This is a genomic window from Pseudarthrobacter sp. P1, assembly GCF_050156935.1.
Classification (GTDB): domain Bacteria; phylum Actinomycetota; class Actinomycetes; order Actinomycetales; family Micrococcaceae; genus Specibacter.
In genome coordinates, this window is record NZ_CP189584.1 from 480,747 (window position 1) to 502,108 (window position 21,362).

Genomic DNA, 21,362 nt, shown 5'->3' on the forward strand with positions numbered 1-21,362 from the left:
TGGGCGGCGGATGTGATGAGGGCCGGGAGCCGGGTGGTGCGTTGGCCGTGTCCAGCCAGAATATGGCCACTCCCCCTGGGGGCAGCCCTGACGTGGCAATATCCTCTGCGGCCACAGATTAGGGACTTCCGTCGCAGGAGGACCCAGATCTTTTGCGGAGCCGACAGGCAGCCCGGGCCGCCGGCTTCATTGGCGGATTCAGGCGTGGCAGACCTTGGGGTGTCGATGCCACGGGTTTGGAACCACCAGCACCCGCCACCTGCCGCGGAGTACTGTGGATGCAAGGCGCCCCGCCTTGCTCCAGGCCGTCCAGAGTAGGTGGACTCGGGTGCACTTTGGTGGTGCCTGGGAATCCCTCCACAGCTAGACTCGCCATATCAAGTCAGCGCCGTGGGAAGGAGAAAGCCATGGCTACCGACATAGAGTTCACCTGTCCCGTGGAGGGATGCGAGTATTCCTGCGGATTCCGGCTGGGCATGGAACAGGAAGAGGACGTCGCCGAGTATGCCGAACGGTTGGAAATCCTGAGGGCGGAACATCCCAACCACGCAGCACTTCGGGTCAACACCACCATGGACTTCGAAAAACGCTGACTGGCAGACAGCCTTGACAGCACCCGTCCCCGGCCCATCATCGCCCGGGGTGGTGGTCGCCGGTACCCATGCGTACCTTGTGGCATGGAACGTTCCCGCCAATATTCTCAAGGGCTTGGCGCCGATTGTGCTGGCCGCCCGTGGCGATCTTCTGGGTCGATCTACATGCACTGATCGCCTGCGCGGTGATTGATTGGTGTGAGGGCCGAACCGGCGCACCCGCTAGACGGGGGAGCAGCAGAACCGTGGCTAGTGGACGAGGCCCGACACCAGATTGATCGTGGTGGCAAGAACGATGGCCCCAGGACATAGGAGAGCAAGGCTTGGCGAAGGGCGGTGTACCGGATGGCATCGGCTGTCAGATCCGTGTCGGAGACCTGGAATGTCATCCCGATGGTGAAGGACAGGTAGGCGAAGTCTCCGTAACGGGGTGGCTTCTTTTCGTTGAAGTCCACCCCCTTCTTCTCCTGTTGGTAGATGGTTGCGTACCGGAGAGTGAACTGGGTGTGCACCAGCAGCCAGGAGAGCGCCACGCTGCCCAGGGCCAGTGCGATGATGGCGGCCTTCATCAGGCCTTGGGCCGGTCCGGCTTCCAGGAGGATCAGTGCGACGCCGCCGAAGCTGCCCAGTGTGGCCGCCAGCACCAGCAGATCTGCCACGGCGCGGCCGGGATCCTCCCGACTGGCATGGGCGGCCGTGCCGGTGGCGTCGAGACGCCCAATGACGGACCATACCCAAATCAGGTAGGTGGCCGACGCTGCGGCCCAGCCCAGCGCCGGGGCGTACGCCCACGAACCGAGGATCCCGACCGGCAAGGCAACGGCCAATCAGATGACGGCCATCGCAACCACGCGAAGGCTGGACCGGTGGAAGGGGGTATTGAATGTGCGGACGGTCATAGCCAGATCATGGCACTTCCAGCGGTTGAAATGTATGGGCAAGCATGGATTCGGATTTGCCTGGCCTGCCCATGCCGCAGCTCGTGGCCAGATCCCATCGGGGCCTTCCGGGGCTGGCCGGAACTTTGGGCCATTTCCCGCCCTTCCATCATGTTGTCTACTGGTCGGGACCGGGCCGCGGCACGTTCTTTCTGTGGTCGTGCTGTCCAGCTGGTGCTCCGTCGCGGTGGCCGATGGACTTCACGCCCCGGGGGTGGATGGCGGCCAGATCATTCATCACGGTCACTGCGTTGGTGGCCAGATCGGGGGCGACCAGGGAGGCAGCGCCCGTATCGGGGCAAACTTGTTGACGCCGACTTGAAACACTGCCAACATCGCCGATATGGAACCATGCCATGTGGCCTTGGTTCAGGTACTACCGGCCCGGAACGGCCCGATCAGGGACACCGTTATCCAATGGTTCGCCGGGGAGCTGGCAACTTTGAGTCGTCGGGTGCTGTCGGGCCCCGACGGGCGGAGAGGAGTTTCTGCAGCCAATAATATGATGCCTTTGGGGTGCGCTTGAGGCTGGAGAAATCAACATGAACCAGTCCAAAGGGCTGCTGATATCCTGCCTGCCACTCAAAATTGTCCAGCAGGGACCACACATAGTAGCCGCGCAGTGCGATTGATTCCGCCGCTCCACCGGCCGATGTGGCAGCAATCGCTGTGTGGATGTGATCGGCAAGGTACCGGATCCGCGCCTCGTCCGCGATGACGACGTCGCCCTCTGCAGGGTCCCCGGTTCTTGTGATGCGGTCGTCGAAGCTAGCCCCTCCTTCCGTGATGAAGACTGGGGGCAGGTCCGGGTATCGCTCTGACAGTTCTGCCAGTGCAACCGATAGATATTCCGGCACGATCGGCCAGCCGTAGGCGGTTGTTTCAGCGCCAGGCCATGGTGTGATGTGCAAAAGGGCACCCGGGACAGTCTCGCCCAGATCACCCAAGGCTCCGGCCATCGCCTCGGGAACGGGATCGCCGCTGGCACCTGCGGCCACACGCGTCGGCATGTAGTAGTTGAGCCCGTAGAAATCCAAAGGTTGGGAGATCAAGGCCAGATCGTCGTCATCGATGCTGAAGGAAGTAAGCATGTTCGCCGCCGAGACGAGTGCCGGGTACTTTCCCAGGAGGACCGGGTCGGCAAACAGTCGGTTCTGGACAGCGTCCATCAGCCCGGCGCTGATCTTGTCCAACGCACCGTCGGACGCGGGCACCATGGGCGAATAGACGTTGGTGATACCGATTTCCCCGGGCACGCCGGCGGAGCGAAGAGCCTGGACGGCCAGTCCATGGCCGAGGAGTTGATGGTGCACCGTGGGCAGCGCCTTCAAGAATAGGGACTCGCCCGGTGCATGGATACCGAGCGCGTATCCGTTCACCGTCACGGTGGCTGGCTCATTGACGGTAACCCAGCGTCTGACGCGGTCACCCAGGGCCTGAGCCGCGATATCCGCAAAGTCTCCCAATCTGTAAGCGGTGTCCCTGTTCATCCAGCCGCCGGCCTCGTCCAAAGCCAGCGGTGTCTCCCAGTGGTACAGCGTCACCATCGGGGAGATGTCGTTGGCCAACAATTCATCGACTAGCCGGTCGTAGAAATCCAGGCCCGCCTTGTTAACCGGTCCGCTTCCCTGGGGCTGGATGCGCGGCCAGGACAGCGAGAAGCGATACGAATCTGCCCCAAGTGCCTTGATGAGCGCGACGTCTTCGTGCATGCGGTGGTAGTGATCACAGGACACCATCGGACTGTGTCCGTCCACAATGTGGCCCGGTTGCCGGGCAAATACGTCCCAGCCCGAGGGTCCCCGTCCGTCCGCATCTGCGGCGCCCTCAATCTGGAACGCTGAGGTGGCCACGCCTAGTGTGAAGTCCGGCGGTATGGCGTCGGCCAATCCCAAATCGGAGATCGCCACGGTGGCCCCTTTGGATCGGCGGCTGTGATGAGCCCGATCATAGTGCGCGAGGGCTGTCCATACCAGTACTTGTATTTACCCATAGATAATTCCCTCGTAGCGAGGAGCCTGCCCAACGGCTTGTTCGCCGGGGTGGACCGGGGCCACGGGGTTGACGACGAATGGGCGCAAAGCCGTGACGAAGGCTCTGGCCACCAAGTATCGCCGTGCGACCAAGGCGCGAAAGGGAGAGATCTTGGGTCAGGCCTGTACCGTTGCCGGGTGGCACGCCAACCCTGCGCGCAAGGCCATCGGCGCCGTGATGACGATCACGATGGACCGCCGGACCGCCCCGGCAACGATAGACCCGTGGCACTGGGCGGACCGGTCGAAACCGGACCGGAAGCGGATCCCGTAACAAGCCGGGAAAACTGCTGAGGGATTCGATTCCGGCGCGGACGCAGATGAATGGGACGATGCTCGGCCTAAGCTGATCGAGATCGACCTTGTCGGTCGCGAAGACGGCAATTCGAAGGGTAGATCCGGTTCCACCCGTGATGTCACTGACCTCGCGACCGGCTGGGCCAAGCGCGAGAGGTGCGTGACAAGGCCTAGAGCCGGGTATCCGCGGCCGTCAAGGAGGCGGCCATGGCGGCCCCAGCCCCTGTGCCGCCCCGTCCAGGCACGCAATGGGACAAAGACCATCTTCTTCGCCACCCTGTCGGAGCAAACCTAAAACACGGTGGCCTGCGGTTCGGTCCCAGGTTCGCCTTTTGACTGCTGCCCGGCCCCATGGCACTGGGCAGTTGTTCACCGGTCGACACACCGCTGTGCGGGCAGTCCCACAGGATTCTTCGAAAGCGGCCACCAGGGCATCATTGGGCCACCGCTGGCTCTGGCGCAGAGGGGTCGCACCGGTGCACAATGAACACGACCGAAAGGTGCACCTCGTGGGAAAACACACCAAGAACTTTTGGGCAGAGGGACAGGTCAACCTGCTCCTGGGGTCCCCAGGGCCATGCCAGCGAACGCCGGTCCGGGATCCACCCGGGCATTACCGGCCAAGACAACACCTCGACTGTTGAGGGAATATGTCCGACACTTTGGTCACATCGGCAACCCGGAAGGTTTCAACCACTTCGCGTACACGGCGCCCACCCAAGCGACAACCAGGCACGGCAGCCGCCGGCGCGTCGGCACGAGGTCGGCCGAAGACGATCGGGAAACGCCATGGCCGGCTCAGGCAATCCCAACGCGTCCCCGCCGGGACGGCACAGCCGTGATCGCGGCCCGGCTGCCGGTCAGCAATGTTGGGCAACGGCCCAAGCAGTCAGTGCAGTACCTCATCGACACCTCCAAGAGTTCCGCCTCTTCCTGGCCAACGGCAAGCGTTGATAATCCGTCCGACCAGCCCTGTCCGGCTGCCGCTTGATGTCATCCCTCGGAGCCCCAATCCACGATGTCCCGGCGGCCCGCGTGGCTGCCGTCGTCTACAACCCCGTCAAGGTGGATCTGGCGGTGGTCAAAGCCGTGATCGCGGCGGAGGAAAAAGCCGGCGGGTGGGGACCAACCCTCTGGTTCGAAACCAGCGGGGATGACCCCGGCCAGGGCCCTGCGAAAGAGGCCCTCGCTGCCGGCGCGGACCTTGTCATCGCAGCGGGGGGCGACGGGACCGTGCGGGCGGTGGCCGAAGTGCTCTACGGGAGCGGGGCGTCCCTCGCACTGCTGCCATCCGGAACGGCCAACCTTTTGGCACGAAACCTTGGCCTCACGCTCGATGGCCCCAAACACGCCATCCACACCGCCTTCACAGGCCACGACCGCGACATCGATCTCGCCCTCATCGATATTGAGCGTGACGACCAATCAACAACCCGGCACGCCTATCTGGTCATGGCCGGGCTCGGCCTCGACGCGAAAATGCTCGTGGGCACCGACGACAAGCTCAAGGCGAAGGTTGGCTGGCTTGCCTACGTGGGCGGGCTTCTGACAGCGATGCGCGACAAAGAACAGCTTCGGATGCGCTACAGCCTCGACGGCAAAGAAGCCCGGTCGGCCCGCGTCCACACCATCATCATCGGCAATTGCGGTTCGCTCCCCGCCGACATCGTCCTGCTTCCCGATGCAGCCATCGATGACGGCATGTTCGAACTCGTCCTGCTACGCCCCAAGGGCTTGTTCGGCTGGCTGCAGATCACCATCAAAGTCCTCTGGGAGAACGGCGTGCTCCGCCGCACCGAGGCCGGACGCAAACTCGGGGGACCCGGCAAAGCTGTCCGAGCCCTCCACTACGTCAAGGGCCGCAAACTCGCCATCCGCCTCACCCAGTCCCACGACATCGAACTTGACGGCGACAGCTTCGGCACAGTCCGGGCCCTCACAACCTGGATCGAACCGGGTGCACTCACAGTGCGGGTGGCGGTCGATGACCAAACCAGTGAAGAATAACCGGCCACCGGCGATCTAGTGTAGTGTCTCAGTTTTGCTTGACGGCTTGGAGCGCAACCCGGCCACGAGCCACTTTTTCCAGGATCGACTCCGCATCCGCGGTCCACACCAAAGGCTTCGGGTCGGCATTGTTCACCTCGATGTATTCCTCGATCTTCGCAATCAAATCAGGCACTGAATGAAAGACCCCACGGCGTAGCGCCTTCTCCGTCAACTCCCTGAACCACCGCTCCACCAGGTTCAACCACGAGGATGAGGTCGGGGTGAAATGCAGGTGGAACCGTGGGTGTTTGGCCAGCCACGCCTTCACGTTCGCATGCTTGTGCGTCGCGTAGTTGTCGATGACCAGGTGGATCTGAAGGCCGGCCGGGACTTCCTTTTCAATGGTTTTCAGGAACACCAGGAATTCATCGTGGCGGTGCTTGGGAACGCAGGAGCCGATGACCTTTCCGGTTGCGACCTCCAGGGCCGCGAAGAGCGTGGTGGTTCCGTTGCGCTTGTAGTCGTGGGTCATCGTCCCGGCCCGCCCCCTGGTCATCGGCAACGACGGCTGGGAGCGGTCCAGGGCCTGGATGGAGGTCTTCTCGTCCATGCAGAACACGATCGCGTTCTCCGGTGGGTTCAAATACAGTCCGCACACGTCGATGAGCTTTTCCTCGAACTTCGGGTCCGTGGAGAGTTTGAAGGTCTTCACCAGATGCGGTTTCAACCCGCGGGCAGACCAGATGCGTTGCACCTGCGCCGGGGAGACCCCGGTCTTCGCGGCCATGGTGCGCACCGACCAATGCGTGTGTCCCTCAGGCTTTGAGTTCTGTGTCAGCTCAACGATTTCGTCGATCGTCGACTGCGGGATCACCGGTTTGCGTCCCCGCCCGCCACGCACCTTCCCGAGCTTGGTCAGGCCTTCCTCGGCGAAGCGGGTACGCCAGGAGCGCACCGTGCCCGGGGTGATGCCCACCACCCGGGCGATCCACTCGTTGGCCAGGCCCTCGGCGGCCATCAGCAGAACCTGCGCCCGCTGCACCTCCCGGTGGGAGGCCACCTGGGATGCGGCCAGCGCTTCCAGGACGGTGCGCTGGGCGTCGGTAAGGGCCAGGGCGGGTGCTGGATTCGACATGATCCCAGCCTAAACCCAAAGTCATTAACTATTTTGGAGACACACCACTAGCATTACCCCATGGATACCCATCGGGCCCCCGAGGCCGCCGCCAAACCAAGTGCGAAACGCGTCACCCGCAGGTGGCCGCTGGTCAGCGGCATCGCCGCACTAGCGCTTGCCTGTGGCTTGGGGGCACTCATCGTGCTGCGCAACAACGGGTTGCCCTTCTCCATCGACACCGGGTGGATGGAGGAGCTGATCGAGCACCGCGCACCCGTCTGGGAGGTCCTCTCGCTCACCATGAATGTTCTCGGCGGGGGTTTGGTCGCCATAGTCATTGTTCCGGTGCTCGTCATTGCCGCCCTGCTGCTGGTGAAACGCCCCTGGGCCGCCGGGTACTACCTTGTGGCCACTCTGGTGACGGGGGGCGCTGTGCAACTGCTCAAACATTTGTTTGGCCGTGCGCGGCCAGAGGACATTCTGGTGACCGTCGATTTCGGGTCGTTCCCCTCCGGCCACGTGGCCAACGCGGCGGTCATGGCCGCGATTCTTGCCATCCTTTTCCCACGCCTCTGGGTGTGGGTGGCCGGCATCGGGTACACGGTCGTGATGATGTTCAGCCGCACGTACCTGGGTGCGCACTGGCTGACCGACACCATCGGCGCGTTGCTCCTTGGAATTGGTGTCGCGATCGTGATCTGGGCGCCGTTGGCCGCGAAAATCGACGGCGAACACCAACTCGCACCGCCGCATCCCACGAACTAACAGCGCCGAAAACACCCCAGGCGTTGCGAATCGGGCACAAGGGGCCGCGTGCCCCGCGGCCAATGGGCGTTCAGGACAACCGGGCCTGGCGCGCCCGCGCGCAGCAATACAGGCCATAGGCGATGAGCCCTGCCCCCACCACAACGAGAATCGCCGCGCCAAACGGCAGCGCCACGAGGGCTTTCAGTGCCCCATCGAGGCCAGTTGCTTTGCTGGGGTCCAGGGTGGCTGCCGCGATGACGAAGAGTATTCCCACGGCACAGAGGGCGACCCCTTTCGCGACGTAGCCCACCACCCCGAGCATGATGACGACCCCACCGGCTGTTCCGGAGGGAACGACGATGTCGTCGGTGAATTTCTTCATCGCACCCTTGTAGAAGAAGTATCCGCCAATGCCGAGCACGCCAATGCCGAGCACGATCAGCAGTATGACGCCGCCGGGAGCAGCAAGCAGCCCGGCGCTGAAATCGTACGTTGCGTTGACCGCGTTCGTCGGCCGGCCCCTCGCAAAGGTGAAGGTGGTGGCGGCAATGGCAAAGTAGGCAACAGCCTTGCCGAATTCGCCAAGGCGGTGCGCCCACTTCCGTTTCTGGTCAGCACCCACCACGACGATGGTTTGAACGATCTGCCACAGCCCGAGTGCGGCCAAACCGACAACAATGACCCACAGCAGGGCGGCGCCGCCGGGAACCTCGGCGAGCTTGGCGAGGGCGCCGGATTGGTCGGCTTCACCGCCGCCGGCCCCGATCGCGACGCCGATGGCGATAATGCCAATCACGCCATGCAGCAGACCATTGACCGCGTAGCCGGCCCGTGCCAGCAAACGCAGCGGCCCGCTGCGCGTCGCGCTTCGTGCGGCCTTGGCCGCAGCTCCACCCGCCATGGGCACAGAGTAACACCACGTGCGCGGCGCATCCATGGCCATTTTGGCCACAGCGGGCCACGCCCGCCCCGGGGCCGCCCCACCCGCGGGCCGGAGAAGCTTCATTGCCGGCCAGCCGTAGGCAGCACAGCGCCGGCGCGGTAGGTTTCTCTCAACGGAGAATCACCGGATGAAGGGTCCCACAGATGAGCATTGGCCAGTCCCCGGCATCAATTCCGGTGTCTTAGGGGTCCCGGCATGGCACTCCCCGACGATAGCGCCCCGGCGCCGGACGACCGAATGGCCGTGGCCGGCATTCGGCAAGGACGGGCAACCATTGGCCTCTTCATCGCCGCAGGCGTGCTCGTTGCCGTGGGCACGGCAGGGTTTCTCCTCCTGCTTGCAGCGGTGTCCGGAGGCAGCGGTCCGACCGGTGCCGACCGGGCAATTCTGGCCTGGCTGGTGGACCAGCGGACGCCGGCCCTCACCACAGCCATGTCCGTGACCGCGACGGTTTCGGGCCCGGTGGGGATGCCCATAATTGTTCTCGTCACGACTGTCGTATGGTCCTTGACATCCCGACGCCTGTGGCGTCCGGTGCTCCTGGCAAGCGCGATGGTCATCGGTGTCCTCCTCACTTTTGTTTTCACGCACCTCGCAGGCCGTCCCCGGCCCCCGGAAGAGTTCATGTTGATGGGCTTCGACCCCACGTCGTCCTTCCCCTCCGGCCATGCGGTCGGGGCGGGCGACTTCCTGCTGGCTGGCGGGTACCTGCTGTGCTCGCGGATCAGGTCGGTGGCCCGCATCGTCCTGTGCACGATCACCGCAGTCGCGGGCATCGTCTGGGTTGACCTCTGCCGCCTGTATCTGGGATACCACTGGTTTACCGACGTCGCAGCATCCCTTGGGCTCTCCATTGCCGTCCTTGGCCTGGTCATCGCCGCCGACGCGTGGAGGCAGGGCGGCGGAGAACGAAACGCGCACATCCGCGCGAAAGGCTTTCACCTGTAGGGCACGATCCCGCTCGGATTCACTCAACGCACCGTGGATTCCCCGTGCAGGTTTTAGGTCGCGGCCCGGGGTTGATCGGCCTCCTGACTGAGCCGTTTTGCCGCCCCACTGGCGACCTGGGTGTTCCGCCCCTGCCGTGCACTGAGCCTCTCCAAGGGCATGTCCCTTCTCTTCGCGGCGCTCATCGTGGCCGCCGCAACGGGACACATCGTCAGTGCCCATCTCCGCCGTAGGCGCTGACCGGCCGCCAGAATATGCGAAAAGCCAACGCCGCAGGCAGGGCGCCAGCGCCTCCCGACCGCCCGAAACGGGAAACAACACGACCAGCGTTCGAACATACGCCGGTTTGGCTGAAGTGCGGAGAGGTCCATGCCGGCCGTGCAGCCGGCATTCACGCATCGGCCCGGCAGATTGCCTGCCGCAGTAGGGGATGGAATCGAGCGATGGAGATCCGTCGCGAGCTGTTCGGCCCAGGGTGAATCGGGGTCAAATTTGTTCACGGCAGCCATCATGGCTGCCGGCATCGACACTAGATGAGTAAGTCCTATTGTTCTGGAGGGCTCGGGGGCTTTTAAAGAAAGGCTGTGATGTCTCAAGACACCGGTGACAGTTCTGCACCAGTACATCGGTAGCACTCGGTGTCTCAAGACATCGGTGACACTTACCCCATTTCCGGCGGGTTCTGGAACATTGCAATGGCATGCTTCAAGCTCAGATACGTGACGCCGTCTGGGAACGGATAGTCATATTTCGTGATCAATTCACCCTCCATCGAGATCACCATCAACTCCGCCTGATCCCAGACGACTTTCACCATGGCGCTGCGTAGTAGCTTGCCCAAATAGAGCTCCACACCCGCAACCCGCAGGCACCTGTTCTTATTGACCCGCATCAGCTGACTGCCGGTCGCCTCCATGTGCTCGGTGCGCAGCGTGGCACTAAGTTTGGCCGGCTCCGGGGTTGAACCGTCCTGCGGCGGTGGCGATTGCTCTTCACTGGGCCATACGGCCAGGACGGCTTCGCCGACGCCCGGAGGAGGCGTGGTGCTGTGCTTCATCCATTCCCCGGGTGCGAGGGGCTCAGCGACCGGTGTGGCATCCCACGCCTCCTGCGGTGTCATCCGATCCTCCAAGGCCTGATGGCCGCGCTGCGTATTGTAGGCCTGGTCAAAGACCTCAACCTGCGCCTGCAGTTCGGCCAGGTCCTTGGCGAAAGGTTGCTTCTTCAACCACTTGAACAGCGTCGAATGAAAGCGCTCATTCTTCCCCTGAGTCGTGGGCTTATACGGCTTGCCGGTAATCGTGGCAACGCCGAGACTGTTGGCGTACGCGACCAGTTCGCTGATCACGCCCCGACGGATGGGGTTCAGGGCCTCGCCATTGTCACTGAGCAGGCGCTGTGGTATTCCGTGGGCGGCGACACCCATGCGGAAGACCTTCACCGCGTCCGGACCGTTCTCCGTCCTTGCCACTAACGAGGCCACGGCCAGGCGGGAATGGTCATCGAGCAGCTGGAAGATCACGCATTTGCGACCGCCTTCCACCACGTACTCGGTAGCATCGAGCTGCCAGCAGGCGTTGGGCATCGGATAGCGGAAGGAACGGTAGGAGGAGCGGGGACGCTTCTGCGGGGCCGGGGTGACAAGGCCGCGTTCGCTGAAGATCCTGGCCAGGGACGCAATCGAGGGGGTTTGCATGCCAAGCTTGCGCATTTGGTCGTGCACGCTGATCGGACCGTGGTCCCAGCCTGCGTCTTCCATGGACTTGCGCATGGCGACGGCTTGGTCTTTGAGGGTTTCGGTGGTGGCGTTGGGCGAGGTCTTCGGGCGGCGGGAACGGGGTTCGAGTGCGGCTGCTTGTCCTTCGGTGCGGGCTCGTTTGAGGATTTGGTAGAACGTTTTGCGGCTGATGTGGTTCTCGGTGCAAAACGCTGTGACAGCTCCTCTGGGTGCGTCTTCTGGCCATCGGGCGATGGCCAGGCGTATCGTCGGTTCAACTGGATCATTTTTCACACAATCCAGTTCAGCAGCCCGCCGTTGGCCTTCGTGCCAGAGGCGGGCTGTGTGCTTGCCGAGGTTAAAAGGTGGGGTGAAGTGTCACCACCAAGGAGCACTGTTGTGTCACCGATGTCGTGAGGCAGAACTGTTACCGATGTCCTGCGAGATAACACTTTTAAAGAAAGGCTGTGATGTCTCAAGACACCGGTGACAGTTCTGCACCAGTACATCGGTAGCACTCGGTGTCTCAAGACATCGGTGACACTTACCCCATTTCCGGCGGGTTCTGGAACATTGCAATGGCATGCTTCAAGCTCAGATACGTGACGCCGTCTGGGAACGGATAGTCATATTTCGTGATCAATTCACCCTCCATCGAGATCACCATCAACTCCGCCTGATCCCAGACGACTTTCACCATGGCGCTGCGTAGTAGCTTGCCCAAATAGAGCTCCACACCCGCAACCCGCAGGCACCTGTTCTTATTGACCCGCATCAGCTGACTGCCGGTCGCCTCCATGTGCTCGGTGCGCAGCGTGGCACTAAGTTTGGCCGGCTCCGGGGTTGAACCGTCCTGCGGCGGTGGCGATTGCTCTTCACTGGGCCATACGGCCAGGACGGCTTCGCCGACGCCCGGAGGAGGCGTGGTGCTGTGCTTCATCCATTCCCCGGGTGCGAGGGGCTCAGCGACCGGTGTGGCATCCACGCCTCCTGCGGTGTCATCCGATCCTCCAAGGCCTGATGGCCGCGCTGCGTATTGTAGGCCTGGTCAAAGACCTCAACCTGCGCCTGCAGTTCGGCCAGGTCCTTGGCGAAAGGTTGCTTCTTCAACCACTTGAACAGCGTCGAATGAAAGCGCTCATTCTTCCCCTGAGTCGTGGGCTTATACGGCTTGCCGGTAATCGTGGCAACGCCGAGACTGTTGGCGTACGCGACCAGTTCGCTGATCACGCCCCGACGGATGGGGTTCAGGGCCTCGCCATTGTCACTGAGCAGGCGCTGTGGTATTCCGTGGGCGGCGACACCCATGCGGAAGACCTTCACCGCGTCCGGACCGTTCTCCGTCCTTGCCACTAACGAGGCCACGGCCAGGCGGGAATGGTCATCGAGCAGCTGGAAGATCACGCATTTGCGACCGCCTTCCACCACGTACTCGGTAGCATCGAGCTGCCAGCAGGCGTTGGGCATCGGATAGCGGAAGGAACGGTAGGAGGAGCGGGGACGCTTCTGCGGGGCCGGGGTGACAAGGCCGCGTTCGCTGAAGATCCTGGCCAGGGACGCAATCGAGGGGGTTTGCATGCCAAGCTTGCGCATTTGGTCGTGCACGCTGATCGGACCGTGGTCCCAGCCTGCGTCTTCCATGGACTTGCGCATGGCGACGGCTTGGTCTTTGAGGGTTTCGGTGGTGGCGTTGGGCGAGGTCTTCGGGCGGCGGGAACGGGGTTCGAGTGCGGCTGCTTGTCCTTCGGTGCGGGCTCGTTTGAGGATTTGGTAGAACGTTTTGCGGCTGATGTGGTTCTCGGTGCAAAACGCTGTGACAGCTCCTCTGGGTGCGTCTTCTGGCCATCGGGCGATGGCCAGGCGTATCGTCGGTTCAACTGGATCATTTTTCACACAATCCAGTTCAGCAGCCCGCCGTTGGCCTTCGTGCCAGAGGCGGGCTGTGTGCTTGCCGAGGTTAAAAGGTGGGGTGAAGTGTCACCACCAAGGAGCACTGTTGTGTCACCGATGTCGTGAGGCAGAACTGTTACCGATGTCCTGCGAGATAACACTTTTAAAGAAAGGCGGAGAGTGTTAAGTCGGGCTTGTGAACACTCAACTCAACACTCTCCTGACCACACTTTACGTCTTCCTCACCGACCAGGTCCTGCCCGGTCTTGGCGTGTCCCGGTCCCGGCGGCCGGGACGCAAACCACTGCTCAGCGACGCGGAACTGCTGTGCCTGGCCGTCGCCCAACACCTGCTCGGCTTCTCCTCCGAGACCCGGTGGATCCGGTACGCCCGGGCCCACCTATCCGCCATGTTCCCCGGCATTCCGCACCAGTCCGGGTACAACAAACGCCTTCCGGGCCGCGGGTCCGCTGAACGCTGCGACGATCACGGCGCTGGCCCGGGACACCCCGTCCTGGCATGAACTCCTGCGCCTGGTCGATTCCACCCCGCTCCCGTGCGGGACGTCCCGGGAAACGGTCAAACGCTCCGACCTCTCCGGCCATGCCGGCTACGGCTACTGCGCCTCCCACTCGCGCTACTTCTGGGGCTTCCGGCTCTACCTGATCAGCACCCCCGAGGGCATGCCCATCATCTGGGGCTTGGCCAACCCCAAAATCGGTGAACGCGAAGCCACCCAGGCCCTCCTCGAACACGACCACCACCTCGTTCAGGCCGGGCAGGTCATCCTCGGCCGACTTGGGCTTCGCCGGCAAGGACCTCGGCGCCACACTGATCCGGCCCGACCGCAAGGACGAGAAACCCCGCTTCGGCAGACTCGGGGGCATCCGGCAATGGATCGAATCGGTCTTTGACACCCTCAAAGGCCAACTCGGCCTCGAATACCACGGCGGACGGACCCTCGAAGGCGTCTACGCCGGGGTCGGCGCACGCCTATTGGCCCTCGCCGCCGGAATCTGGCACAACTGGCGCATCAACGCACCCCGCAAACGCTCACTCATCGCCTATGACCACTAAAACCAATAGGACTTAATCATCTAGCCGGAGGTTCGGTGCTCCTTACATCCCGGGCCTGCCCAATACGATTGTCAAGGGCCATTGGTTTCTGCCCCCCAGCGGTCACGCTATCCGATGGCGCCGGCCGGAACCGGCGCCATCGTCAGGGTTTAGACGTACATGTCCCGTTGGGTGGACGAGAGTTGTACCCACTTCGTCAGGTTGGTGCTGGGGACCGATGGGGCCGGCGAGTTCCACCAGGACCTTCCGCAGGTGATGCCTCCGGCGATCGTGTAAAGCTGCGCTGTGCCGGGGATGGTGAATGTTTCCGAATCTCCTGCGACGGGGTAGGGGGCACTCTTGGAGGACGGCACGACGGCGAGCTGTACGGACTTGACGCCGCCGCCATAGCCCGCCGGCCAGTTGCTGCGGCTGACGTGCACGGTGAGCAGATGGCTGCCGGCAACCCCTGCGGAGGCTGCTGCGGTGCGGATGACGGGGTGTTTGAGTTTGAACACGGGACTCCTAATGCCGAACGGGACCGAATAATGGGGTTCAGCCACAACCGGCCCGGACCCCGGCAGCATTCCTGAAGATGCGGCTGCCGGGGCCCGGGCCCGGATGTGAGACCAGTTTGCAGGAAAGCAGGGGCAACGCCACGAGTGGTGGGTACTTGTTTATCGCCGCGGGTGCAGCTAAATGGCCGTGCGGGAACCGACGGGTCGTGATTTCCTGGAAAGGTTGGGCAATCCACCACCCTGCGAGGGCGGTTCGACGGGGTCCCGGTGGCCTCGCTACTTGAGGTCGCGGTATCCCACCTTCTGTGGTTTGCCTGGTCGACGGTATCCCCCAGAGGACTGCCGGTGCCATTGCTGACCGCTGTGTTTGGTGTGGGCGATGGCGCCGAGGGTGCGGCCGGGTGCCCCGTCCATTCTGCGGAGTCGGGCAGGTTCCGTGCATGCCCGACTAATCCAGGCCGCTACAACACGCGGCAAACCTGAGCGTCGAATGGTTCACTTTTCACAAGTCACCCATTTGTTCCAGGCCAGATCAGAGTGGCATTGCGTGGATGTCCTCGTTGCACAGCCCGTGCATAGACGTGGCATAGGCCACCACAAGTTGCGCCGCTCAGGATGGAAGGTGTTCCGGTTCCATGGAACACCCATCAAAGGAGAGTCCGATGAACAAGGTAAGAAAGTCAGCAATTGGGGGACTGTTTCTCGCGGCGGTGATCGGCGGGGGTGCTCTGACCGCGGCCGCGTTGCCCGCCAACGCGGCCGACACGACGACTGCGACCGCTTCCGTCTCATCCACCGCCGTGGCGCCGGATCCGTCCAAGGGAGGACACCAGGCCAACGGCATCACCGAGGTGCTGTTGACGGGGGACGCGGCGGCGAAGGCCACGGCCTCGGTGTTGGCGGCCGATCCCGGGGCAACGATCCAGCGGGTTGAAACCGACGCCGAGGGCGCCGCCTACGAGGCACACATCCTCACGGCGGATGGTTCCGCCGCCACGGTGAAGCTTGATGCCTCATTCACCGTGACGTCCACGGAGACCGGAGGGCCCGGCGGCGCCCCGAAGGCCGCACAAGGGTCCAACGGCTAGCTGGTCTTCAACCGAGCACCCGGAAAACGCATCCGTTCCGGACAATCCAGGTCGGGCCAGAATTGGCCCGACCTGGACCCGGAAGAGTGGAAGAGGGACCACGCTACTGTGAGGTTCCTTTTCCATGCCCGGTGCTCCTGCAGCGGCAGGCTTTAGCGGATGATGAGCATGAGCGTGAAGTAGACGATGCCTCCCACCAGGCAATAGACGGCGAACGGCATCAACGTTCTGGTTTCGAAAAACCGCAGCAGGAACTTCGTGGAAAACCAGGCGGCAACGGCCGAACACAAGGCCCCGACCAGGAAGGCGCCGCGTTCATCGGCCATGTCGGGGCCGAAGACCGCCGGCAGTTTCAGCAGCGCGGCCGCGCCGATGATCGGGGTGGCCAGCAGGAAGCTGAAGCGGGCGGCATTTTCATTGCTCAATCCGGACAGCAGCCCGCCCACCATCGAGGATCCCGATCTGGAAATGCCGGGCACCAAGGCTGCGGCCTGGGCCGCCCCGATGCCCAGGGCCTGTTTCCAGGACAGCGTGGCGATTTGCGCATCCGAGGCCGCACCGTCCGTGGCTGCAACGTCGGGAGAATGCGCGGCGGTGCGCTGCTGGTCCCGCGTGCGCAAACGCTCGGCGGCGAAAAGCACCAGGCCATTGACCACCAGGAACGCGGCCGCGATCAGCGGGGACGCGAACAGGATGCGGATCGGTTTCTCCAGCACCAGACCCAGGATTCCTGCGGGCACGGTTCCCAGCACGAGCAGCCAGCCAAGCTTCGCATAGGTATCGCTCGGGGTGACCTTCCGGTCGCGGAGGGAACGGCCCAGGCCTTTGAAGATTTCGATCCAGTCCTTGAGGAAGAAGACAAACAAGACGATGGCTGTGGCCAGATGGGTGGCGATGAGGAACGTCAGGAACGCGGGGGCATCTTGATCGAGATTCCAGCCGAACAGTCGCGGCAGGATGACGCTGTGGCCAAGGCTGGAGATGGGGAAGAGTTCCGTGATGCCTTGGAGCAGGCCCAGGATCGCGGCCTGAATCGTATTTATCATGCCGTGAACTTATCAACGTGCGGTTACCAGCGGGTTAACCCGGAGGGTTTCATGATGGTGCAGCCCAATTTCCCCTTGTCTTTCCGCAGTGGCAGGAGTGGACTGGACACATGGCTTGTGCTGCGGCCTGGTGGGTGCTAGTGGCGAAGCCTGGACCAACGAGGTGGAATAACACTGAGGAGAATGCCATGGCCACTGCGACCCTTGAGAAGACTGCTGTGAGGCGCCACGTCTATCACGTGCTGCCGTGTGAGGGCACGGACGGCAAGAAGTGGGATCTGCACAAGTTCCGGACCAGCAAGCACGAGTACTTCCACACCCAGAAAGAGGCTGTGGCAGCAGCGCACGAAGAGGCCGGGACCCATCCGGCCCACCTCGTCATGCACGCCCTTGACGGGCACCCCTACCGGGAATACGACCTGAACTGACCGGCCGGCCAGGGGCACGACAGCAGCACGGCAGCACTGAACAAGGCGCTTGATTCACGATCCCAGTGAAGCAGGCGCCTTTGTCCGGCCACCCGTGCACAGGACGGGGTACGGCGTTATAGTTCCCCTATGATCAAGGGCGGGAACGCGACCATATTACGTGAGCGATATGGACCGTGCGGTCAAGTTCTACACGGAAACTCTGGGTCTTCGCCTGGATGTCCGCGCGGGCAACCATTGGGCCAGCATTGACGCCGGCGACGGGTTGCTGCTCGGCCTGCATCCGGCCGGCCCGCACAGTCCCGTGCCGGGCACCGCCGGCTCGATCAGTGTTGGACTCGGGGTGGACGAGCCGATTGACGGGGTGGTCCGGACGCTGGAGAGCCGGGGTGTGGTCTTTCGTGGATCCATGTCCGACGGCGGTGGCGTCAGGTTGGCCTTCTTCACCGATCCGGACGGCAACGAACTGTATTTGGCCCAGTCCGGCAACGCATAGTTGTACTACAGTCGCGTTTGATTCTGGTCAAGGTTTTGATTGGACGTTTAGCGGCGTCCGTGTTAGATCCTGTCCGGTGGGTGATGATATTTGTGTGGCGGATGCTCAGGAATGGGCCCACGGTCCGGCCCTGCGCGCGGGAGCGGGTGTCCCGGAGGGGCGCCGGTTCAGGACCAAGCCCGCGCTGGCCATCGGCATGCTGCGCCGCGCCCTGGAGAAACGCGGTATCTACTATGATCTCGCGGTCCCGGTCTCCCAATGCGTCCTCGTCAAGAACGGTTTGTACCTGGGTGCCGGCAAGCGTGCCGATGCGGCGGTCCCAGGCTTGGCCGGGTCCGCGTGGCGGACCCGCTCTGCTGGATCCCGACAGGTGGGCCCGCAGCGTTCTCCGGCCCGAAAACCGACACCTCATCACCTGCCTGGCCTGGTCATACAGTCCGGACCTCGGCTATGTCCTGGACCTCGCACGTTGGCGCCGGAAACACCTACATAATGTCCGCCGACACCACTGCAGGAAACGGCAACGCAAAACACGAACGCGACTGTAGCCTTCTAGTCGTACATTGCCGCAGGCCAGGGCCAAGCCTGTGCCGCGGGCCGGACGCAAGCCGGCGGTCAAGGGATTCGGATCAACTGGGTGCTATGGGCCGTGGCTGACTCCCAGATGTTTTCCAGCACGTCGGCGTTGTAATGGAGGTATGAACCGGAAGAAACGAAGGATCGTCCTGATCGTCCTTGCAGTCGTGGTTCTGGCCGTGATCGCAGTGGTGGCAGGCGCTGCCATCCGCAGGCAGTCCAGGGTGGGCACTTCAGCCGGGCCTGCGGGGTCCGCACCGGCCACGTTCAGTTTGAGGATGGTTCATTCGCCGGGTGCGGTGGCCCTTGACGAACGGCTTGCCCCCGGCCAGTGCGCCGTGGGCAGGGTCAATGCCACCGTCGGGGATGACCTGCCGGATCCGAGCTGCACCCCCGGGGCCATTGACCCGGCCGTCACGCAGGAGAACATTGCGGCCACGATCTGCACGCCCGGGTACACGGCAACGGTCCGGCCACCGGCCTCCGCGACCGACAGGTTCAAGGCCACGGCCCTGGCCGCCTATGGCGAGGCCGGAAATCCGACGATCGAGCTGGACCATCTGGTCTCCTTGGAACTGGGCGGGGCCAACTCGGCGTCGAACCTGTGGCCCGAACCCAACCGCCTTGGGGCCACAGGCACCGCCAACCCCAAGGACGCGGTCGAGGACGCCCTGCACCAGGCGGTCTGCGACCGTAGCGTGAGGCTGGGCGCCGCGCCGCAGGCGATTGCCCGCGACTGGGTAACGGCACTGGCAGATCTGGGCCTTTAACGGGCGGGGCCCGACGCGGAGGAATATGATGGTGAACCATTCACCGGCGCAGGTCCGCCTGAGGGACACCCACCAAGACCGACGCCCGGTGCCTGGGACGACCGTGGATCACCGGGTGAGGGCGATTCACCACGCTGTTGGACGTGACTCGTTGTCGGTTTCATAGCCCTGTCTGCCGGCATCGCTTTCACGGAATAGTCGAGAGCGCCGGCCACACGGGTTGCGCATGATCCGCGAATGTCCCGGCCCACCCTGGACAGGGTATGGGGGAACTGAGCGCACGGTGAGTGATGTGCCAGGATCATCACGACACGGCGTTCAGCTTGCGGCGTGGCCCTCGGCCGTGGGCGATTCTGGGGTTTCAGCCCGGACAATGATGGATGTAGTGTCGGCTACATCGCGCCACAGGCGGTCGACGTGGCCGCCGCCCGGCAGTGCAGGTGGCGAACTAGCGCGGGCCTAAGGAGATTATCTGTGAAAAGTGGACCAGTGATTCCCACCCCGTGCTGCGGATCGTTCTCGCGGGCTGCCTGCGCCGGCATAGTGTCTGCGCTGAACCTCCCGCACCGGCAGCGCCGCGGTTCCTCCGGCCCAACAGGAGTGCCTCGGTGAGCGGGGTCGTTGACAGTATCCTGAACGTCCCGCCAGCCCTGGCCTACGTGATCGTGGCGTGCCTGGTCTTCGCCGAAGACGCGTTGTTCGTGGGGTTTGTCCTGCCCGGGGAGACAGCTGCCGTGCTGGGCGGGGTGGTCGCCAGCCGCGGGAATGTGCAGTTGTGGTTGATGATGGCCCTGGTTGTTCTCGCCGCCATCATCGGGGATTCAGTGGGTTACGAGATCGGCAAGCACGTGGGCCCCCGCATCCTTGATCTGCGCGCCTTCCGAAGAAAACGAAAAAGACTCGGCGAGGCGCAGGATTTTCTCCGCCGCAGGGGCGGAGCAGCTGTTTTCCTGGGGCGCTTTGTTGCCTTCTTCCGGGCGGTCATGCCGGCCCTGGCGGGGACGTCGCACATGCCCTATCCGCGGTTTCTGGTCTTCAACGCCGCGGGCGGCCTGGTCTGGGGTGCAGGCTTTGTCCTGCTGGGCTTTCTGGCCGGCAATTCCTACGAGGTCGTGGCGAAGGCTGTTGGGCGGGACCTTGCCGTCATCATCGGGGCGGTGGCCGTGATCGGCATCCTCATCTGGCGGGTGCGGAGGTCACAGCGGGAGCGGCGCCGCACCGAGTCGTCGGAGCGCCAATGACGCTCCGATGCGGATCGGTCGCTTCCAGGTCAACCCCGGCACCTTGGTGGGTGAAGGAGCGACCGGGCCGGCGGTTTTTCTTAAGGAATTCTTAAAAGCCGTGGGGGACAGTGGGATGCAGGCGGCCGGGACTGGCCGCCGCCGCCCGAATCGGAGAACCCATGCCCGGACCAGACCACGATGACCATCTTGCCGAACAGCCCCTGACGGAAGCCCAGAGGCCCGGTCCCAGCACGCGCCTATCCGTGCTGCCCCGGCCCAGGCGCTGGGTGCTCTGGGTTCTCCTGTTGTCCGTGGCAGTGATAGCCGTGGGCCTGGGTGCACAGCTCGTGCCCGGATTCAGCACCGCCGAACTGGGTGTGGACCAGGGGCTGAGCAGCCATCATGTGCCTGCCCTGACGGTGATCGCCATGGTGCTGAACACTTTGTATGCGCCGCTGGCAGGTGGTTTCATCGTTCTGCTGATCAGTGCGTATCTGTGGCTCGTCCGGCGCGCCCCGGTGAATGCGGTAGCCTTCGCTCTGGTGGCGTCCTCAGGATGGGTGGCCAGTGAATTCTTCAAGACCATCATCGCCCGCCACCGGCCAGACCCGGCGATGCTGTTGGACCCGCTGTCTCCGGAAACGGGATCCAACAGTTTCCCCAGCGGCCACGTCGCTTTCGCGGTAGCACTCGCTTTTGCCCTGTATTTCCTAGCCCGCGGAAGCCGCTGGGCCACGGGCACGGCCGTTACCGGCGCGGTGATGGCAGTTGTTGTGGCGTGGTCCCGCGTGTACATCGGCGTCCACTACCCCAGTGATGTGGCGGCCTCGTTCCCGGCGGCAATCGCAGCCGAGATCTTGTTGGCCGGGCTGTGGAACCGCTACGCAGCCCGGTGGATGAACCGGCACCCCTTCACGGCCGCCCCCAGTATGTCCCGATCCTAAGGAAT

The 21,362-nt window shown here is 63.5% G+C and carries 17 protein-coding genes and 2 pseudogenes; 11 read left to right on the forward strand and 8 right to left on the reverse strand.

The features are described from left to right. Positions 1–407: 407 nt before the first annotated feature. Positions 408–593: a hypothetical protein gene (locus ACQCSX_RS02135; RefSeq protein WP_427017453.1), complete on the forward strand. Its 186-nt coding sequence runs from the start codon at positions 408–410 to the stop codon at positions 591–593. A 161-nt stretch (positions 594–754) separates the two neighbouring features. Here the strand turns inward: ACQCSX_RS02135 and ACQCSX_RS02140 are convergent, their stop codons facing one another. Beyond that, positions 755–1,420, reverse strand: a complete 666-nt coding sequence (locus ACQCSX_RS02140) for a DUF1345 domain-containing protein (RefSeq protein ID WP_427017454.1) — start codon at positions 1,418–1,420, stop codon at positions 755–757. 521 nt (positions 1,421–1,941) lie between these two features. Then, on the reverse strand, positions 1,942–3,441 hold the full coding sequence (locus ACQCSX_RS02145; protein ID WP_427017455.1) for a glycoside hydrolase family 1 protein: 1,500 nt from the start codon (positions 3,439–3,441) through the stop codon (positions 1,942–1,944). A gap of 1,410 nt (positions 3,442–4,851) precedes the next feature. On the opposite strand from ACQCSX_RS02145, the gene ACQCSX_RS02150 reads away from it, so the two are divergent. Next, complete coding sequence (locus ACQCSX_RS02150) at positions 4,852–5,868, forward strand: diacylglycerol/lipid kinase family protein (RefSeq protein WP_427017456.1); 1,017 nt, start codon at positions 4,852–4,854, stop codon at positions 5,866–5,868. A 28-nt stretch (positions 5,869–5,896) separates the two neighbouring features. Here ACQCSX_RS02150 and ACQCSX_RS02155 read toward each other — a convergent pair whose 3' ends face one another. Next, positions 5,897–6,985 (reverse strand): IS630 family transposase, encoded by a 1,089-nt coding sequence (locus ACQCSX_RS02155; RefSeq protein ID WP_427015746.1) that lies wholly within the window; start codon positions 6,983–6,985, stop codon positions 5,897–5,899. 60 nt (positions 6,986–7,045) lie between these two features. Here ACQCSX_RS02155 and ACQCSX_RS02160 point away from each other — a divergent pair, with 60 nt between their 5' ends. Then, the gene (locus ACQCSX_RS02160) at positions 7,046–7,732 is read left to right on the forward strand and encodes a phosphatase PAP2 family protein (protein WP_427017457.1); all 687 of its coding nucleotides are present in this window, start codon (positions 7,046–7,048) and stop codon (positions 7,730–7,732) included. A 70-nt stretch (positions 7,733–7,802) separates the two neighbouring features. Here the strand turns inward: ACQCSX_RS02160 and ACQCSX_RS02165 are convergent, their stop codons facing one another. Further along, a complete protein-coding gene (locus ACQCSX_RS02165) occupies positions 7,803–8,657 on the reverse strand; it encodes a DUF1206 domain-containing protein (protein ID WP_427017458.1) in 855 nt (284 codons plus the stop codon). A gap of 195 nt (positions 8,658–8,852) precedes the next feature. On the opposite strand from ACQCSX_RS02165, the gene ACQCSX_RS02170 reads away from it, so the two are divergent. Further along, positions 8,853–9,605, forward strand: a complete 753-nt coding sequence (locus ACQCSX_RS02170) for a phosphatase PAP2 family protein (RefSeq protein WP_427017459.1) — start codon at positions 8,853–8,855, stop codon at positions 9,603–9,605. A gap of 661 nt (positions 9,606–10,266) precedes the next feature. Here the strand turns inward: ACQCSX_RS02170 and ACQCSX_RS02175 are convergent. Further along, complete coding sequence (locus ACQCSX_RS02175) at positions 10,267–11,616, reverse strand: DDE-type integrase/transposase/recombinase (RefSeq protein ID WP_427016402.1); 1,350 nt, start codon at positions 11,614–11,616, stop codon at positions 10,267–10,269. Positions 11,617–11,866: 250 nt separating this feature from the next. Then, a pseudogene (locus ACQCSX_RS02180) lies at positions 11,867–13,215 on the reverse strand (DDE-type integrase/transposase/recombinase). Positions 13,216–13,408: 193 nt separating this feature from the next. Here ACQCSX_RS02180 and ACQCSX_RS02185 point away from each other — a divergent pair. Further along, a pseudogene (locus ACQCSX_RS02185) lies at positions 13,409–14,289 on the forward strand (IS982 family transposase). A 149-nt stretch (positions 14,290–14,438) separates the two neighbouring features. Here ACQCSX_RS02185 and ACQCSX_RS02190 read toward each other — a convergent pair. Beyond that, positions 14,439–14,786 carry a hypothetical protein gene (locus ACQCSX_RS02190; RefSeq protein WP_427017460.1) on the reverse strand — a complete coding sequence of 116 codons (348 nt, stop codon included), beginning with the start codon at positions 14,784–14,786 and terminating at the stop codon, positions 14,439–14,441. Positions 14,787–15,448: 662 nt separating this feature from the next. On the opposite strand from ACQCSX_RS02190, the gene ACQCSX_RS02195 reads away from it, so the two are divergent. Further along, positions 15,449–15,874 carry a hypothetical protein gene (locus ACQCSX_RS02195; RefSeq protein WP_427017461.1) on the forward strand — a complete coding sequence of 142 codons (426 nt, stop codon included), beginning with the start codon at positions 15,449–15,451 and terminating at the stop codon, positions 15,872–15,874. Between the two features lie 152 nt (positions 15,875–16,026). On the opposite strand, the gene ACQCSX_RS02200 is transcribed toward ACQCSX_RS02195, so the two are convergent. Further along, positions 16,027–16,920: an undecaprenyl-diphosphate phosphatase gene (locus ACQCSX_RS02200; protein ID WP_427017462.1), complete on the reverse strand. Its 894-nt coding sequence runs from the start codon at positions 16,918–16,920 to the stop codon at positions 16,027–16,029. 188 nt (positions 16,921–17,108) lie between these two features. Between ACQCSX_RS02200 and ACQCSX_RS02205 the strand changes: the two genes are divergently transcribed. From ACQCSX_RS02205 to ACQCSX_RS02225, 5 genes are all read left to right on the forward strand, one after another. After that, positions 17,109–17,348: a DUF2188 domain-containing protein gene (locus ACQCSX_RS02205; RefSeq protein WP_427017463.1), complete on the forward strand. Its 240-nt coding sequence runs from the start codon at positions 17,109–17,111 to the stop codon at positions 17,346–17,348. A gap of 160 nt (positions 17,349–17,508) precedes the next feature. Further along, entirely contained in the window at positions 17,509–17,844 is a 336-nt protein-coding gene (locus tag ACQCSX_RS02210) for a VOC family protein (protein WP_427017464.1), read from the forward strand. Positions 17,845–18,698: 854 nt separating this feature from the next. Further along, positions 18,699–19,190, forward strand: coding sequence for a hypothetical protein (locus ACQCSX_RS02215; RefSeq protein WP_427017465.1), 492 nt, complete (start codon positions 18,699–18,701; stop codon positions 19,188–19,190). A gap of 608 nt (positions 19,191–19,798) precedes the next feature. After that, on the forward strand, positions 19,799–20,431 hold the full coding sequence (locus ACQCSX_RS02220; RefSeq protein WP_427017466.1) for a DedA family protein: 633 nt from the start codon (positions 19,799–19,801) through the stop codon (positions 20,429–20,431). Between the two features lie 308 nt (positions 20,432–20,739). Next, entirely contained in the window at positions 20,740–21,357 is a 618-nt protein-coding gene (locus ACQCSX_RS02225) for a phosphatase PAP2 family protein (protein ID WP_427017467.1), read from the forward strand. Positions 21,358–21,362: the final 5 nt, after the last annotated feature.